This window comes from Paraburkholderia sprentiae WSM5005 (genome assembly GCF_001865575.2).
Taxonomy (GTDB): Bacteria; Pseudomonadota; Gammaproteobacteria; order Burkholderiales; family Burkholderiaceae; genus Paraburkholderia; species Paraburkholderia sprentiae.
Genome location: NZ_CP017561.2, coordinates 231366 through 246920 on the forward strand (window position 1 = coordinate 231366; position 15555 = coordinate 246920).

At 64.6% G+C, this 15555-nt stretch carries 15 protein-coding genes; 7 read left to right on the forward strand and 8 right to left on the reverse strand.

All coding sequences use genetic code 11. The annotated features are described in order from the left end of the window. Positions 1-257: 257 nt before the first annotated feature. The gene (locus BJG93_RS01105) at positions 258-584 is read left to right on the forward strand and encodes a DUF1840 domain-containing protein (protein ID WP_034479801.1); all 327 of its coding nucleotides are present in this window, start codon (positions 258-260) and stop codon (positions 582-584) included. A gap of 125 nt (positions 585-709) precedes the next feature. Here BJG93_RS01105 and BJG93_RS01110 read toward each other — a convergent pair whose 3' ends face one another. The 7 genes from BJG93_RS01110 to BJG93_RS01140 form a co-directional block, all read right to left on the reverse strand. Beyond that, entirely contained in the window at positions 710-907 is a 198-nt protein-coding gene (locus tag BJG93_RS01110; protein WP_027199533.1) for a hypothetical protein, read from the reverse strand. 185 nt (positions 908-1092) lie between these two features. Next, a complete protein-coding gene (gene metH, locus BJG93_RS01115; RefSeq protein WP_027199534.1) occupies positions 1093-3810 on the reverse strand; it encodes a methionine synthase in 2718 nt (905 codons plus the stop codon). 88 nt (positions 3811-3898) lie between these two features. Beyond that, on the reverse strand, positions 3899-4969 hold the full coding sequence (locus BJG93_RS01120; RefSeq protein WP_027199535.1) for a homocysteine S-methyltransferase family protein: 1071 nt from the start codon (positions 4967-4969) through the stop codon (positions 3899-3901). Positions 4970-5276: 307 nt separating this feature from the next. Further along, positions 5277-5534, reverse strand: coding sequence for a BTH_I0359 family protein (locus BJG93_RS01125; RefSeq protein WP_027199536.1), 258 nt, complete (start codon positions 5532-5534; stop codon positions 5277-5279). A gap of 116 nt (positions 5535-5650) precedes the next feature. Beyond that, entirely contained in the window at positions 5651-6439 is a 789-nt protein-coding gene (locus tag BJG93_RS01130) for an alpha/beta fold hydrolase (protein WP_027199537.1), read from the reverse strand. Positions 6440-6590: 151 nt separating this feature from the next. Next, positions 6591-7865 carry a DUF3108 domain-containing protein gene (locus BJG93_RS01135; RefSeq protein ID WP_027199538.1) on the reverse strand — a complete coding sequence of 425 codons (1275 nt, stop codon included), beginning with the start codon at positions 7863-7865 and terminating at the stop codon, positions 6591-6593. A 41-nt stretch (positions 7866-7906) separates the two neighbouring features. Beyond that, a complete protein-coding gene (locus BJG93_RS01140) occupies positions 7907-8833 on the reverse strand; it encodes an IclR family transcriptional regulator (RefSeq protein ID WP_027199539.1) in 927 nt (308 codons plus the stop codon). Positions 8834-8954: 121 nt separating this feature from the next. Between BJG93_RS01140 and BJG93_RS01145 the strand changes: the two genes are divergently transcribed. The 6 genes from BJG93_RS01145 to rfaE2 all read left to right on the forward strand — a co-directional run bounded on the left by BJG93_RS01145 (position 8955) and on the right by rfaE2 (position 15237). After that, entirely contained in the window at positions 8955-9938 is a 984-nt protein-coding gene (locus BJG93_RS01145; protein ID WP_027199540.1) for a fumarylacetoacetate hydrolase family protein, read from the forward strand. 204 nt (positions 9939-10142) lie between these two features. After that, the gene (locus BJG93_RS01150) at positions 10143-11396 is read left to right on the forward strand and encodes an ABC transporter substrate-binding protein (RefSeq protein WP_027199541.1); all 1254 of its coding nucleotides are present in this window, start codon (positions 10143-10145) and stop codon (positions 11394-11396) included. 56 nt (positions 11397-11452) lie between these two features. Next, positions 11453-12310 carry an enoyl-CoA hydratase/isomerase family protein gene (locus BJG93_RS01155; protein WP_027199542.1) on the forward strand — a complete coding sequence of 286 codons (858 nt, stop codon included), beginning with the start codon at positions 11453-11455 and terminating at the stop codon, positions 12308-12310. Between the two features lie 81 nt (positions 12311-12391). Next, positions 12392-13180: a PhaM family polyhydroxyalkanoate granule multifunctional regulatory protein gene (locus BJG93_RS01160; protein ID WP_027199543.1), complete on the forward strand. Its 789-nt coding sequence runs from the start codon at positions 12392-12394 to the stop codon at positions 13178-13180. A 541-nt stretch (positions 13181-13721) separates the two neighbouring features. Beyond that, entirely contained in the window at positions 13722-14600 is an 879-nt protein-coding gene (locus BJG93_RS01165) for a ferritin family protein (protein ID WP_034479805.1), read from the forward strand. A gap of 154 nt (positions 14601-14754) precedes the next feature. Beyond that, positions 14755-15237 carry a D-glycero-beta-D-manno-heptose 1-phosphate adenylyltransferase gene (rfaE2, locus tag BJG93_RS01170; protein WP_027199545.1) on the forward strand — a complete coding sequence of 161 codons (483 nt, stop codon included), beginning with the start codon at positions 14755-14757 and terminating at the stop codon, positions 15235-15237. Positions 15238-15297: 60 nt separating this feature from the next. On the opposite strand, the gene BJG93_RS01175 is transcribed toward rfaE2, so the two are convergent. Then, entirely contained in the window at positions 15298-15537 is a 240-nt protein-coding gene (locus BJG93_RS01175; RefSeq protein ID WP_027199546.1) for a hypothetical protein, read from the reverse strand. Between the last annotated feature and the right edge of the window lie 18 nt (positions 15538-15555).

Below are 15555 nucleotides of genomic sequence, written 5' to 3' on the forward strand. Positions count from 1 at the left end.
CGCCGCACGCGGCTAGCGGTCGATGGTTCGACGCCCCCGATCGCACACATGCGCGATGCTCGTCGAGCCTCGCCGTACATGGCGCTGGGCGGCGCGCTTTTCCGTTCAGACGGATTTTAGCAGGTGCTAATATGTTCAATGAGTTGCCCGCGAGAGGCAGTGGCCGCTGCGCCTTGCCGGCGCCACGTCAGGCGCGCGCTGTTGCCGCCCGTGGGACGCTCGTGCGTCGACCCGACATAACGAAAAAGGGAGCAGTCATGCTGATTACTTTCAAGTGCCACGCCTGCCCGGACGTCATGATGCTGGAGAATCTGGCGCAGTATCTGGTCGGCATTGTCGGCAAACGCCTTGGACAGCGGGGTGTCATTACTCACGAGGAGCTGGGCCCCGCCATCGAAAAACTAGAAGCGGCGATCAGCTTCGACAAGCAGGCGCGCGCCGAGCACGATGGCCATTTTCACGAGGGCGAGGACGGCCACGAGCGTCACGAGATTCCGCCCGGACTCGCGCAACGCGCCTACCCGTTCCTCGACATGCTGCGCTCGGCGCAGAAGGAAAACGCGGATATCGTTTGGGGGCTCTGATTGTTGCCGGGTCTCGAGCGCGGTGGCCCGTTCGGAGCAGTTAGTAGGCGTTTCTGGCGCAGACAAGAAAAGAGCCCGCTCGCCGCGGGCTCTTTGTGATTCGGAAGGCTCGTCCGCTAGGCCGCTTATTGGCTCGCGGAATCCGCCGACGCTGCCGCGCCTTTCGTCTTCTTGTGCTTCTTCGCCTTTTTGACGTGTGCCTCGGTCGGCGGCGAGTAAGAACTGACCGCGCTCGAGCCCGCCGGCGCGGCGGGTTGCGCGAGCGCCACGGCAGCGCCCGCGGCCAGCGAAACAGCGGTCAATAACAGCGTCAGCTTTTTCATACGATTTTCTCCGTTGACGGTTGCGATCTCGATGAGCCGGCGCGTCGTGCTCGCGCCTGACGGGATGAAAGCCGACTCAGTCTACAAAGCCGAAAATGCGGTGGCGCGAAATATTCAGTCTTTCGCACTCGATATAGTGGCGCGCGGCGCCGGCGGCATAGCCAGCGCCACGTATCGCTTCGCGCTCAAAGCAATGGCGCCAATGCGCGCTCGGCGTCCGCCTTCGTAAGCGACATCCGCTGCGCGTAGTCGTCGAGCTGATCCGCGCCGATCTTGCCGACCGAGAAATAGGTGCTGTCCGGGTGCGCGAGGTAGAAACCCGATACGCTCGCGGCCGGCAGCATCGCCAATGATTCGGTCACGCTCATGTTGATTTCGTTCGCCTGCAGCACCTCGAACATGTCGCGCTTGACGAGGTGGTCGGGGCAGGCCGGATAGCCTGGCGCCGGACGGATGCCGCGGTATTTTTCGGCGATCAGTTCGTCGTTGGACAGGGTTTCGCTGTTCGCGTAGCCCCACAGGTCGCGCCGCACACGCGCGTGCATCGCTTCGGCGAACGCTTCGGCGAGCCGGTCCGCGAGCGCCTTGAGCATGATCGCGCTGTAGTCGTCGTGATCCTTCTCGAACTGGCGCTCCTTCACGTCGACGCCAAGACCCGCCGTCACCGCGAACATGCCGATGTAGTCGGCGACGCCCGAGTCCTTCGGCGCGATGAAGTCGGCAAGCGAGCGATTCGGCCGCATCACGCCGTCGACCACCGGCCGCACGCTCTGTTGACGCAGATTGCGCCAGGTCAGCGCGACGTCGGTGCGCGATTCGTCCGTGTAGATTTCGATGTCGTCGTCATTGACCGTGTTGGCCGGCAGCAGCGCGATCACGCCGTTGGCCTGCAGCCAGCGGCCCTGGATCAGGCGCGCGAGCATCGACTTGGCGTCCGAAAACACGCGCCGCGCGGATTCGCCGACGATCTCGTCGTTGAGAATCGCCGGATACGGGCCGGCGAGATCCCACGTCTGGAAGAACGGACCCCAGTCGATATAGGTCGCGAGCTCGTTGAGATCGAAGTTCCTGAAGACGCGCCGGCCGATGAACTTCGGCTTGACCGGCTGATAGCCGGTCCAGTCGATTTTCGTTTTATTGGCGCGCGCTTCGGCGAGCGTGACCATCGGCTGCGCTTTTTTGTTCGCGTGCTGAGCGCGAATGCGGTTGTAATCGGCGTTCAGTTCATCGATGTACTTCGCGGCGCCCTCGTCGGACAGCAGGCTGGACGCGACCGATACCGAGCGCGACGCGTCCGGCACGTAGACCACCGGTCCTTCATAGTGCGGCGCGATCTTCACCGCCGTGTGCACACGCGAGGTCGTCGCGCCGCCGATCAGCAGCGGAATCTTCTTCACGCGGAAGTAGTCGTCGCGCTGCATTTCCGACGCGACGTAGGCCATCTCTTCGAGACTCGGCGTAATCAGGCCCGACAGCCCGACGATGTCCGCGCCCTCGACCTTCGCCTTCGCGAGGATCTCGCTGCACGGGACCATCACGCCCATGTTGACCACTTCGAAGTTGTTGCACTGGAGCACGACCGACACGATGTTCTTGCCGATGTCGTGTACGTCGCCCTTCACGGTCGCGATGACGATCTTGCCCTTCGCGCGCACGTCGCCGCCGGCCGCCGAGAGCTGGCGTTTTTCTTCCTCGATGAACGGGATCAGATGCGCGACTGCCTGTTTCATCACGCGCGCGGACTTCACGACCTGCGGCAGGAACATCTTGCCCTGGCCGAACAGGTCGCCGACGATGTTCATGCCGTCCATCAGCGGACCTTCGATCACGTTGATCGGGCGGCCGCCCGCGGCGGCGATCTTCGCGCGCACTTCCTCGGTGTCTTCGACGATAAACGTGTTGATGCCGCTGACGAGCGCATGCGCGAGACGCTTCTCGACCGGCTGGTTGCGCCATTCGAGGTTCTCTTCCTTCTTCGCGGCGCCGCTCTTGAACTTGTCGGCGATTTCGAGCAGGCGGTCGGTGCCGTCTTCGCGGCGGTTCAGCACGACGTCTTCGACGCGCTCGCGCAGTTCCGGGTCGAGTTCGGCATACACGCCAAGCTGGCCCGCGTTGACGATGCCCATGTCCATCCCCGCCTGGATCGCGTGATAGAGGAACACAGTGTGGATCGCCTCGCGCACCGGGTCGTTGCCGCGGAACGAGAACGACACATTCGACACGCCGCCGCTGATCTTCGCGTACGGCAGGTTCTGCTTGATCCAGCGGGTCGCCTCGATGAAGTCGACCGCATAGTTGTTGTGTTCCTCGATGCCCGTCGCGATCGCGAAAATGTTCGGATCGAAAATGATGTCTTCGGGCGGAAAGCCGACTTCGTTGACGAGCACGTCGTAAGAGCGCTTGCAAATCTCGGTCTTGCGCGTGAACGTGTCGGCCTGGCCCTGCTCGTCGAACGCCATGACGACGGCAGCCGCGCCATAGCGGCGAATCAGCTTCGCATGATGAACGAACGCTTCCTTGCCTTCCTTCAGCGAGATCGAGTTGACGATCGCCTTGCCCTGCACGCACTTCAGGCCCGCCTCGATCACCTCCCACTTCGACGAGTCGATCATGATCGGCACGCGCGCGATGTCCGGCTCCGACGCGATCAGATTCATGAAGCGCACCATCGCCGCTTTCGAATCGAGCATCGCCTCGTCCATGTTGATGTCGATCACCTGCGCGCCGTTCTCGACCTGGTGGCGTGCAACGGCCAATGCTTCGTCGAACTGATTGTTCAGGATCATTCGAGCGAACGCTTTCGAGCCGGTCACGTTGGTGCGTTCGCCAACATTGATGAAGAGCGTCCCGGACGTGACGTTGAACGGCTCGAGGCCGGCAAGGCGCATGGTGTGATCGGTCATGGCGTGTGTGCGAGTCGGGTGCGTGCGTTAAAGGACGTGCTGGACGTGCTGGACGTGCTGGACGTCGGGTGAAGTGCGTCGGGCCGGCTCAGGCCGCGTCACGATACTGGCTGGGCCACTTGCGCGGCTTCAGCTCGGCGAGCGCTTTCGCGATCGCCGCGATGTGCTCGGGCGTCGTGCCGCAGCAGCCGCCCGCGATATTCACGAGCCCCGCTTCCGCGAACTCCTTCAGCAGCCCCGAGGTATCCGCGGGCAATTCGTCGAAGCCCGTGTCGCTCATCGGATTCGGCAGGCCGGCGTTCGGGTAGCACGACACGTAGGTGTCGCACAGCTTCGCGAGCTCGGCGATGTACGGGCGCATCAGCGCCGCGCCGAGCGCGCAGTTCAGGCCGAACGTGAGCGGTTTCGCGTGACGCAGCGAGTTCCAGAAGGCCTCGACGGTCTGGCCCGACAGAATGCGGCCCGACGCATCGGTGACGGTGCCCGAGATCATGATCGGCAGCCGCTCGCCGGTGTTTTCGAACAGCTCGTCGAGCGCGAACAGCGCGGCCTTCGCGTTCAGCGTGTCGAAGATCGTTTCGACGAGGAACAGGTCGGCGCCACCGTCGAGCAGCGCTTTCGCCTGGTCGTAGTAGGCGGCGTGCAGTTCGTCGAAGGTCACGTTGCGCGCGCCCGGATCGTTGACGTCCGGCGAAATGCTCGCGGTTTTCGGCGTCGGGCCGATCGCGCCCGCGACGAAGCGCGGCTTGTCCGGCGTCGCGTATCTGTCACATGCGGCGCGCGCGAGTTTCGCCGATTCGAGGTTCATCTCGACGGCGAGCGACTCCATGCCGTAGTCGGCCTGCGCAACCGTGGTCGCACCGAACGTGTTGGTCTCGATGATGTCCGCGCCCGCCGCCAGATATTGCTCGTGAATCTCGGAGATGATCTGCGGCTGGGTGATCGACAGCAATTCGTTGTTGCCTTTGATGTCGCGCGTGTAGTCCTTGAAGCGCTCGCCGCGATAGCGGGCTTCGTCGAGCTTGTAGCGCTGGATCATCGTGCCCATCGCGCCGTCGAGGATCAGGATGCGCGAGTTCAGCAGCGCGGGCAGCGCTGCGCCGCGGGTATAGGCGGGCTCGGAACGGACTGGCGTGGCGGATTGAGCAGGCTGGGTCATGGCGGACGAGGGCTTGCGCCGGCGTTGGCGGAAAGCATGTCATTGTAGCCGCTGCTGGACCGATGCGCCCGGCGCCCACGGACGGTGCAAAGCGCGGCGGGCAAAATCGACCGACAAGAATGCAGAGCGCCAGCAGTTCAGAAACGCGCCAACAAACGAAGCAATGAAAAGGCGCAATAAAAAATGGCCCGGCAAGCCAAAGCCTGCCGGGCCTTTTCGCTGCCGCGGACCGCCTGATGGAACCCGCCGGCAAAGCCGCTTGGGGCGGTCGGTCGATGTCGCCAGAGCGTCAGCTAAACCCCTCCGGTCAATGCAGGATCACCGGTTGATGCATCAGACTGTCGAACTGGCCGAGGAATTCGTCGACCTCGTCGAGCGTCGGCTCGCCTTCGATCAGCTTTTGCACATGCTCGCGAAAACGCGCCGCCATTGCACCGTCGATGTAGATCTCGCGCTGCATGTTCTTGTCGACAATCTCGTAGCCGCCCGACTTCATGGCCAGCAGACCTTCCTGCGGAGGAAACTCGACGACGCAATAGTTAGGGCTGTTATAGATCATTTGCATGGCGACACTCCTTATTTCCGTTGGGCTCCTGCCCTTTTCTGCACCATAGGTGGAGCATGTGGGATGGAATTCAAGGGGTGGGTCCGGACGACGCAAGTAAACGCCGGACTTGAAGGTTAGACTCGCCGCTCCAGAAACGATTCAAGCAACGCGGCAAAACGGTGAGATTGCTCGATTGGCGCGAGATGCGCCGCGTCCAGCAACTCGAAGCGGGCGCCCTCGATCGCCTCCGCTATCGCCTGTGTAGCAGCAGGGGGCGTGCCAGTGTCGTGACGTCCGGCCACCGTCAGCGTCGGACAGCGGATCGCGCCGTGGTGCCCGCGCAGGTCGAAGTCGCGCAGCGCTTCGCAGGCCATCGCAAAACCCTCCGGCGGCGTGCGCACAAATGTTTCACGGATCGGCTCGACCGCTTCGGGATGCCCGGCATGAAAGTCGGGCGTGAGCCAACGCGCGAGCGTCGACGGCAACAGCGCCGCCATGCCGTCGCTGCGCGCGGCGTGGGCGCGCTGATCCCATAACGCACGGTTTTCGGGCGGGGTGCCGCCGGTGCTGTCGGCAATCGTCAGCGTGTCGATACGCGATGGATGGTCGAGCGCGAATTGCTGCGCGATCATGCCGCCGAGCGACAGGCCGACCAGGTGCGTCGTCCGCGCGCCGAGGGCATCGAGCAGTTTGGCCAGATCGTCGGCCAGATCGCGCATGCCGAACGGCTCGCGCGCGACCGCGCTGTGGCCGTGGCCGCGCACGTCGTAGCGCAGCACCGTGTAATCGTCGCGGAAATAGCCGGCCATCTGATCCCAGATAGAAAGATCACCGCCCAGCTGATGAATGAAGGTGAGCCACGGGCCGCCGCCTTCGTTGCTCAGCACATAGCGTGTTTCGATACCGTTGATGTTCACTTGCATGCGGACTCCTTTGAAGGAAACGCAGTGTAAAAACGCGGTGGGTCGCCTCGTTCGCGCGAACGGGGGCTCCATTGAGGTGCGAGTCAGCGTTGCAAAGGAAGTTTCGCCGATCTTGGGCAGATCTGCTGGTGACACTCTGTCACGAAACCTGTCACGGTTTGATGATTGCCGGAGCGGTCGAATCGACCGCTCCGGCGGGGGCGGCCTCGGGCGTTACTGCCGATGCGTCGGCCGGCGCCGGCGTGGCGGGTGCGGCCGGCGCGCCGTTGTCGCCAGCGTGATCCGGCGACGTTCCATCGACACTGAGCTCGCCACGCCATACCAGTTCGAACTGGGTACCGTTCGGCTCGGTCTGCAGGATGCGCGCGGGCAGCCAGCCGAGCGACGGCGCGAGCCACACGTCGATACGGCGCTGGTCGCCATCGCGCCGCGGCAGACGTTTGAAATGACGCGTCTGCAGATAGCCCTGCGCTGCACGGATCGTTTCGTCGCCGATCGTCTCGATCGGCCAGTTCTCGCCGCTATCGGTATCGACCACGAAAAACTGTCGTGCGACGCCTGGCTTATAGGCGTCGGGGTCACCGCGCACGAGGCTCGCGAGCTGCATCACGACGCTGAAGCGGTCCTGCGCGCCGTCGGGCAACGGCAACGTGGCCGGCGTGCGCGTGAAGCCGATTTTCCTGTCGTTGCGATTGAAGATCGCGATGTCTTCCGCGCGACGGCCACGCTTTTCGCTGTACTGCGCCGGCGCGAGGCCAAAGGCATCGATGCCGCCGTGGCTCGAAAACACAAACGGACCGACGAACGGCAGCGGCACCGACACGATCATTTCGTAGCCCTGCGCATTGCTCGCCCAATGGATCGTGCCGGGCGCGTTGCGCACACCGTTGTAGAACGTGTCGTATTCGAGTTCGGCCGACGGCGGTACCGAAAACTTCACGCCCTGCGACGCTTGCGGCGCGCTGGCCGCGGCGGGGGCGCTCGCGGCGTTGCCGCTGGCATTCGCATGGGGCGATGCGTTCGCGTTCGCGGCACCGGGCGGCGCGCTTGCCGCCACCTCCGATGCCGGCGTTGCCGCCGGCTCGTTCGGCTTGGCCGGCTGCAACGCGCTCAACACATGCTGCTCGCGCGGCTGACTCGCCGCGGGCTTACGTGCGGGCGGATGCGGTGCCAGCGCGGCCGGCTGCGGCGCTGGTTGACGCTCGACCTTCTCGGGCGTTAGCAGCGCGACCTGCACCGGCACATGATCGCGATCCGCCGGATTCAGATTCACGCGATTGCGCTCGAACCATTGCGCCGCGATCCAGTGCACGGTGGCCACCGCCACGAGCACCGCAATCCAGCGCCACGCGCGCGCGCCGCGTCCCCGCCCGTTGCCGAAAGCTGGCAGGCGATCACGACGGCGGGTGGCGGAAGCAAAATGCATCGGCGCTTGAATGGGTGAGTGCCTGGAAGGGCCGGTCCGTATCAACCCGGTTCGCTACGCGGCGTCGCACTATAGCCGAGTTCGTAGGACAGCTTGCGCGCGCATTCACGCAGCGCGGTATCGATCTCGCCGCCCCAGCGGATATCGAACGCGCCCTCATGGCCGAGCGCAACGAGACCGAGCGCGAGTTCTCCGGTCGAATCGAACACCGGCATCGAAAACGCGTGGATCGTCGGGAGCAGCATGCCTTCGACGCGCGCGGCCTCGTGTTCGCGCACCTCGGCGAGCACCTTGTCGACGTCTTCGCGGGTGCGCGGCGCGCCGCTATGCGACGAGCGCCGCGAGTCGGCCAGCTCGCGCTCGAGCATCGCGGCGGTCTTGCCGGACGGCAGGTAGGCGGCAAACAGCAGACCGGTCGCCGAGCTGAGCAAGGGCATCACGTCGCCGAGTTTCAGCGATGCCTTGGCCGGATAACTCGACTCCATCCAGTGCACCATCGTCGGTCCCTGATTGCCCCACACCGCGATGCCGACCGTCAGATCGAGCCGGTCGCGAAGCGCGGCGAGCGCGATGCGCGCGAGCTTCACACCGTCGACGCGCGCAAGCCGCGCGAGCCCCAGCTGCAAAGCGAAACCGCCGAGTTCGTAGCGGCCCGACAGCGGGTCCTGCGCGACCACGCCGAGGCGCAGAAAGCTGACCAGATAGCGATGCGCCTTCGCCGGACTCATGCCGGCGCGCTGCGCGAGATCGCGCAACATCATCGCGTGCGGCTCGTGGGTTAGAACGTCGAGCAGCCTGAAACCGACCTCGATCGACTGGATGCCCGAGCGTAGTTTTTCTTCGCCGGGTTCGCTGGTTTCGGCATCGGCCCTGGTTGCGTCGGTGAGATCGGCGTGGTCCAGCGGATCGTCGGCGGACGCGGGATCGGTGCGGGTGCGGATCGTGCCGGAGCGGGCGTTGGCGGACATGTGCAAAAGGCGCGGGCAGCGCGTTCGGGAAACGTAATGGCGGTAGCTACTGTGGGCCGGGCCGGTTCACCATCGTAGAATAGATTCCTTCCATCGTCACTAATACACGGTTCACAGCTCTATGAAACTTGCCTCGCTGAAGGACGGCACGCGCGACGGTCAACTGATCGTCGTGTCCCGCGACCTGCACACAGCGGCCATCGCCGACGCGATCGCGCCCACGCTGCAGCGCGTGCTCGACGACTGGGCCTTCTATGCGCCGCAACTGCACGAACTCTACGACGCGCTGAACCAGGGCCGCGCGCGCAACAGCTTTTCGTTCGACGCGAAGGAGTGCATGGCGCCGCTGCCGCGCGCGTTCCAGTGGGCCGATGGCTCGTCGTACGTGAACCACGTCGAGCTCGTGCGGCGCGCGCGCGGCGCGCAAATGCCGCCCGAGTTCTGGACCGACCCGCTCATGTACCAGGGCGGCAGCGATGACTTCATCGGCCCGCGCGACGATGTCATCTGCGCATCGGAAGAGTACGGCATCGACTTCGAGGCCGAAGTCGCGGTCATCACCGGCGACGTGCCGATGGGCGTGACGCCCGAGCAGGCGCTGCGCGGCGTGCGGCTGGTTGCGCTCGTCAACGACGTGTCGCTGCGCAATCTGATCCCCGCCGAACTCGCGAAGGGCTTCGGTTTTTTCCAGAGCAAGCCGGCCACGTCGTTCGCGCCGGTCGCGGTGACCCCGGACGAACTCGGCGAACACTGGCGCGAGGGGCGCGTGCACCGGCCGATGATCGTCCATTGGAACGGCAAGAAGGTCGGCCAGCCCGATGCGGGCACCGACATGGTGTTTCACTTCGGTCAGCTGATCTCGCATGCAGCGAAAACGCGCAATCTGCGTGCCGGTTCTATCGTCGGTTCGGGCACGGTGTCGAACAAGGACGCGAAGCGTGGTTACTGCTGTATCGCCGAGAAGCGCTGCCTCGAAACCATCGAGCACGGCGCGCCGCAAACGGAGTTCATGAAGTACGGCGACACGGTGAAGATCGAAATGTTCGACGAGGCGGGCAAATCGATTTTCGGTGCGATCGAGCAGAGCATCGCGCCGCTCGATTGAAGTGCGGCAGTGGCGCCGTCGTGCTGTGACGGAGCGGCACGCGCGAAAGGGTTTCGCCCGATGCCGCCGCCTGCGCGCGCGGCTACACTGACTGGCGCGCCGGCTGGGACGGCGCCAAATGCGCGAGTTCCGGATTGCGCGCAGCGACGCATCGGTCGCACATCGGCAATACATCACAATCAAAACCCGACGTGAGGAGACAGCATGCCGCGATTGGACTTTCCCGCAGCTGAACAGCGGCGCGCTCGCTCGTCGTCCATTCAAGCGCGTACGAGCGCGCCTGGCTTGCGTCAACGCGGCCGGCGCTTCGCGCGGTACGCCGCGACACTGTGCGCCACGCTCGCCTGCGCAGTGCCACTGACATCGTTCGCGCAGGTGAAGATCGGGCTCGTGCTGTCGCTGACCGGGCCGGCCGCGTCGCTCGGCATTCCCGCGCGCGACACGGTCGCGCTGCTGCCCAAACGGATCGGCGGGCAGAACGTCGACTACATCGTGCTCGACGATGCATCGGACACGACCCAGGCCGTGCAGGACACCAAGAAGCTCATCAGCGAAAACCACGTCGACGCGATCATCGGCTCGTCGATCACGCCGAATTCGCTGGCGATGATCGACGTGGTCGCCGAGGGCGAAACGCCGATGATTTCGCTCGCGTCGTCCGCAAAAATCATCGAACCGGTCGACGCCAAACGTCGCTGGGTCTTCAAGACGCCGCAGACCGACGCGATGATGGCCTCGGCGATCGCCGAGCATGCGAGCGGACACGGCGTGAAGACCATCGCGTTCATCGGCCAGGCCGACGCGCTCGGCGAGACGTTCTACGCCGAGGTCGCAAAGTTCGCGCAACTGCATCACATCGACGTGGTCGCGAGCGAGCGCTTTAACCGCACCGATCCGAGCGTGACGGGTCAGGTGCTGAAAATTCTCGCGAGCCACCCCGACGCGGTGGTGGTTGGCGCGGCCGGCACGCCAGCCGCGCTGCCGCCGAAGACGCTGCGCGAGCGCGGCTACAAGGGCGTCATCTATCACAACCACGGCGTCGGCAATAACGATTTCCTGCGCGTGTGCGGCGCCGACTGCAACGGCACGTTCCTGCCCGCGAGCCCGGTGCTGGTCGCCGCGCAATTGCCGGCCGACCATCCGGCCAGGCGTCTTGCGCTCGATTACATCGAGCGCTTCGAGGCACGGCACGGAGCAGGCAGCGTGTCGGCGTTCGGTTCGTACACGTGGGACGCGGGCGTATTGCTCGAGCACGCAATCCCGGTCGCGCTGAAGGCCGGCGCGCCAGGCACGCCGTCGTTTCGCCGCGCGCTGCGCGACGCGCTCGAAGCAACGCGCGGTCTCGCCGATACGAACGGCGTGGTCAATATGAGCGCGGCCGATCATCTCGGGCTCGATCAACGCGCCCGCGTGATGGTCGAAATCACTAATGGCAAGTGGCTTTATCAGCCGCATTGAACTGGTCGAGACGCGTTCCGCGCGCGACCGGATGCATCTTTCATGGACTGCTCATCATGTCTCAGCCATCCCAACCGAACGACGCGTACTACGCGCACTACCAGTCACTGCGTTTGCAGCGTCACCCGCACGGCGTGCTCGAAGTCGTGATGAGCGGCGAGGGCGCGAATAGGAGCGCTCTCGCGACCGCGAACGCGCGCATGCATTACGAGCTCGCGGAGATCTGGCGCGACATCGATCGCGATCCCGACACGCGCGTTGCGATCATTCGCGGCGAGGGCAAGGGCTTTTCGGCCGGCGGCGATCTGCAGCTCGTCGAGGACATGGCGAACGATTTCGAGGTGCGCGCGCGCGTGTGGCGTGAGGCACGCGACCTCGTCTACAACGTGATCAACTGCGGCAAGCCGATCGTCTCGGCGATGCACGGTCCGGCGGTCGGCGCGGGGCTCGTCGCGGGGCTGCTCGCCGATATCTCGATCGCGGCGAAGACGGCGCGCATCATCGACGGACACACGCGCCTCGGCGTCGCCGCGGGCGATCATGCGGCGATCGTGTGGCCGCTTCTGTGCGGCATGGCGAAGGCGAAGTACTACCTGCTGCTGTGCGAGCCGGTGAGTGGCGAGGAGGCTGAGCGCATCGGACTCGTGTCGCTTGCCGTCGAGGAAAGCGATCTGCTGCCGAAGGCGTTCGAAGTCGCGCGCAAGCTCACCGACGGTTCGCAGACCGCGATCCGCTGGACCAAGTACGCGCTGAACAACTGGCTGCGCACGGCGGGACCGGCGTTCGATACGTCGCTCGCGCTCGAATTCATGGGTTTCGCCGGGCCGGATGTGCGCGAGGGTCTGAGCTCGTTGCGAGAGCGGCGCGCGCCGGACTTTGGCGCGGGCGATCCACGCAACGATCAGCGATCCTGATGCCACACTCAGCACGGTATGATCGAATCAACGCGCGCGGCTGCGCGCACCCCACGTACCTTCAGCACCGAGGCGACAACCATGACCGACACCACTGGCTCCGCGCCGCCCTTTCCCGGCTTTCCCGGTTTTCCGCCCGCTGAAATGCTCGATCGCATGTGGGGCATGATTCGGCTGTCGCCGTTCGGCGCCGCCATGACGGGCGCGCAGCCGGGGGGCGGCACGAGCCCGTCGCTATCGATGATGTCCGACATGATGGCGCCGCTCACGAGCGTCGAGGAACTCGACAAGCGCATCACCGACATGCGCGCGGTCGAACAATGGCTGAAGCTGAATCTGAGCATGCTGCAGTCGGCGATCCAGGCGCTCGAAGTGCAACGCGCGACGCTAGCGACGCTGCGCGCGTTCGGCGCGTTCGCGCAGTCGTCGATGTCGCAGCCGGCGGCGGCTGCGTCGAGTTCTGCCGCGAGCCCGGCGCCGGCACCGAGTTGGGCGACGCCGGCCGCGCCCGCGCCCGAAAGCGCCGCCCAGGCCGATAGTGACGAAGAGGAAGCGCCCGGGGCGCCCGCTTTCGATGCATCCGCGTGGTGGAATCTGCTGCAATCACAGTTCAACCAGATCGCGCAGTTCGCGATGACGCAGCCGTCCGTCGCGGTCGCCGCGGCGGGCGGAGGCACGCAGGGCCAGCCGGAGCCGTCGAAGGCCGGGGATGCCACGCGCGCCGATGCGCCGGGCCCCGCCGCGCCGGGCGCGGCCGCGCAAAACGCGAAGCCCGCGGCCAAACGGCCGGCCGCGAAGCGCGCAGCGACGTCGGCCAAACGCGCGGCCGGCGAGGGGGCTAGCGCGGCAACGCCGAAAAAGTCGACCTGAGCGCACGGACGGCAACGCGCTCGGCCCTGATGCGACAGCGACGGCAACGACAAAAAGTTTTTGCGCGTATTCCAGCGCCGATGATTTCCACCCGCGCGAATCGCCGACTTTATTGAAAGAAGTCAATGCCACAGCGCGCTTGCGCCGCTTCTGTCACGGGTTTCGTGGGAGGCGCGTGCTATCATTATGTAAGCTTGATCTGGCTTTTGGGGTGTGCGCTGAAAGTAACCAATCCCGCCGCCTCGCGTCATTCGCCGCCGGCACTACCGGTGCCGGACTGGACCGCGCGGCTGTCGACCCGACTGGCTCGACCTCAGGCAAAGGGTATCCCTCACCCACGGTTGGCCGCGGCGCCTGATTCATGCTTCGGACGCCAATACAACAGCCCGGACTTCTTTGCTTCCCGATGCTTCTGGGCGGCCGGTTAACGCGTAAAATTGAATGCTTGGCCGATAGACGGCAGGTCCGCTCGTCGTAGGGAAAAACGGCTACACGTAGCAGCAACAGACACACACAGTATGTGCAGAACAGGGGTGGGACTATGAACACCATGCTTTATCCGGAACTTTATAAATCGCTCGAATCCGTTCGATGGGACATGGAGAAGGACATTCCCTGGGATAAATTCGATCCATCGCTGCTAACCGACGAGCAGGCCGCGACGATCAAGATGAACGCGATCACCGAATGGTCGGCGTTGCCCGCCACGGAAATGTTTCTGCGTGACAATCATCACGACAGCGATTTCTCCGCATTCATGAGCGTGTGGTTCTTCGAGGAGCAGAAACATTCGCTGGTGCTGATGGAGTACCTGCGCCGCTTCAAGCCGGAAATGGTCCCGACCGAAGAGGAACTGCACGCGGTGCGCTTCGAGTTCGATCCCGCGCCGCCGCTCGAAACGCTGATGCTGCACTTCTGCGGCGAAATCCGCCTCAATCACTGGTATCGCCGCGCTGCCGAATGGCACACCGAGCCGGTCATCAAGCACATCTACGAAACCATCTCGCGCGACGAAGCGCGCCACGGCGGCGCGTACCTGCGCTACATGAAGAAGGCGATGGCGCAAACCGGCGACATCGCGCGTGCCGCGTTCGCGAAGATCGGCGTGCTGATGGCGTCGGCGCGTCGCACCGAAAAGCCGCTGCACCCCACCAACCTGCACGTGAACCAGGCGCTGTTCCCGCGCGACACGATCCAGTCGCGTCTGCCGGATCCGGAATGGCTCGAACGCTGGCTCGACGAGCAGATCCGTTTCGACGACGGCTGGGAAAAGAAGGTCGTCGAGCGCATTCTGCACAATCTGTCGGTACTGTTCGAACGCACGTTCAATACCGCGCAGGAACTCAACCGTTATCGCAAGGAAGTGGTCGGGCGCCTGCAGGCCGCTGATCAAAACCCGGCGCATCAGCAGCCGGCGTAACGGCTTCGGCGGTTTCAGCACAGCTTCAAAAGGCGGTCCGGCAGGCGCGAGCTTGCCGGACCGTTTTGCTTCGCGCCGTCCAGCGTGTATCGTGACGGCACCTGGCTATTCCTCTTCCGATGACGCCGTAATTCCGCAACTCTGTGACTATGCGATGACCGCCATCTTTGAACGCAAGATTCTGACGCGCGATGCCCTCGCGGAACTGCGTCCTTCGCTGCGCGCCCCCGTCGTGTTGACGAACGGCGTGTTCGATATCCTGCATCGCGGTCACGTGACCTATCTGGCCGACGCGAAGGCGTTGGGTGCGTGCCTTATCGTCGGCGTCAATAGCGACGCGTCGGTTCGGATGCTAGGCAAGGGCGACGACCGGCCGATCAACAACGAGGCCGACCGCATGGCCTTGCTCGCGGCGCTGGAAAGCGTCGACTACGTGGTGGGCTTCGGCGAGAAGACGCCGGTCGAGCTGATTGCCGCGCTGCGCCCGGACATTCTCGTGAAGGGCGGCGACTACGACATGGACGCGCTGCCTGAATCGGCGCTCGTGCGTGGCTGGGGCGGCAAGGCGCTCGCCATAGCGTTCGAGCACGATCGCTCGACGACCGCGCTGTTGAAGAAGGTGCGCACGCCGGGTTGACGCTGCTTGACGCCACTGATTGGCGCGGCAAAGCGTGGCGGACGGCGGAAGCTCATCTCACTACTGCGGCAGCGCCGATATCGAAATCGGCGCCTCGGGCGCGGGTCCACCGACCACTGCCTGATCGGCCGCATCGGCGGCGCTGACCGGCTGCACCTTCAGCCAGTCCGGATGGATTTGGCGGTTCAGACGATTCGGCTCGCGTCCGCTGGCGGTGGGTGTCGGGCCGAAGGCCCCCCGCAGCGCGACGAAAGCCAGCACGTTGACAACAATCAGAATGGCGATCGGCCAGCGAAGCATTGTCGGTATTTCCAATCC

Bases quoted from the DNA above. Each gene is read 5' to 3' on its own strand.
- BJG93_RS01105 (WP_034479801.1), top strand. From the start codon at position 258: ATGCTGATTACTTTCAAGTGCCACGCCTGCCCGGACGTCATGATGCTG.
- BJG93_RS01110 (WP_027199533.1), bottom strand. From the start codon at position 907: ATGAAAAAGCTGACGCTGTTATTGACCGCTGTTTCGCTGGCCGCGGGC.
- metH (WP_027199534.1), bottom strand. From the start codon at position 3,810: ATGACCGATCACACCATGCGCCTTGCCGGCCTCGAGCCGTTCAACGTC.
- BJG93_RS01120 (WP_027199535.1), bottom strand. From the start codon at position 4,969: ATGACCCAGCCTGCTCAATCCGCCACGCCAGTCCGTTCCGAGCCCGCC.
- BJG93_RS01125 (WP_027199536.1), bottom strand. From the start codon at position 5,534: ATGCAAATGATCTATAACAGCCCTAACTATTGCGTCGTCGAGTTTCCT.
- BJG93_RS01130 (WP_027199537.1), bottom strand. From the start codon at position 6,439: ATGCAAGTGAACATCAACGGTATCGAAACACGCTATGTGCTGAGCAAC.
- BJG93_RS01135 (WP_027199538.1), bottom strand. From the start codon at position 7,865: ATGCATTTTGCTTCCGCCACCCGCCGTCGTGATCGCCTGCCAGCTTTC.
- BJG93_RS01140 (WP_027199539.1), bottom strand. From the start codon at position 8,833: ATGTCCGCCAACGCCCGCTCCGGCACGATCCGCACCCGCACCGATCCC.
- BJG93_RS01145 (WP_027199540.1), top strand. From the start codon at position 8,955: ATGAAACTTGCCTCGCTGAAGGACGGCACGCGCGACGGTCAACTGATC.
- BJG93_RS01150 (WP_027199541.1), top strand. From the start codon at position 10,143: ATGCCGCGATTGGACTTTCCCGCAGCTGAACAGCGGCGCGCTCGCTCG.
- BJG93_RS01155 (WP_027199542.1), top strand. From the start codon at position 11,453: ATGTCTCAGCCATCCCAACCGAACGACGCGTACTACGCGCACTACCAG.
- BJG93_RS01160 (WP_027199543.1), top strand. From the start codon at position 12,392: ATGACCGACACCACTGGCTCCGCGCCGCCCTTTCCCGGCTTTCCCGGT.
- BJG93_RS01165 (WP_034479805.1), top strand. From the start codon at position 13,722: ATGAACACCATGCTTTATCCGGAACTTTATAAATCGCTCGAATCCGTT.
- rfaE2 (WP_027199545.1), top strand. From the start codon at position 14,755: ATGACCGCCATCTTTGAACGCAAGATTCTGACGCGCGATGCCCTCGCG.
- BJG93_RS01175 (WP_027199546.1), bottom strand. From the start codon at position 15,537: ATGCTTCGCTGGCCGATCGCCATTCTGATTGTTGTCAACGTGCTGGCT.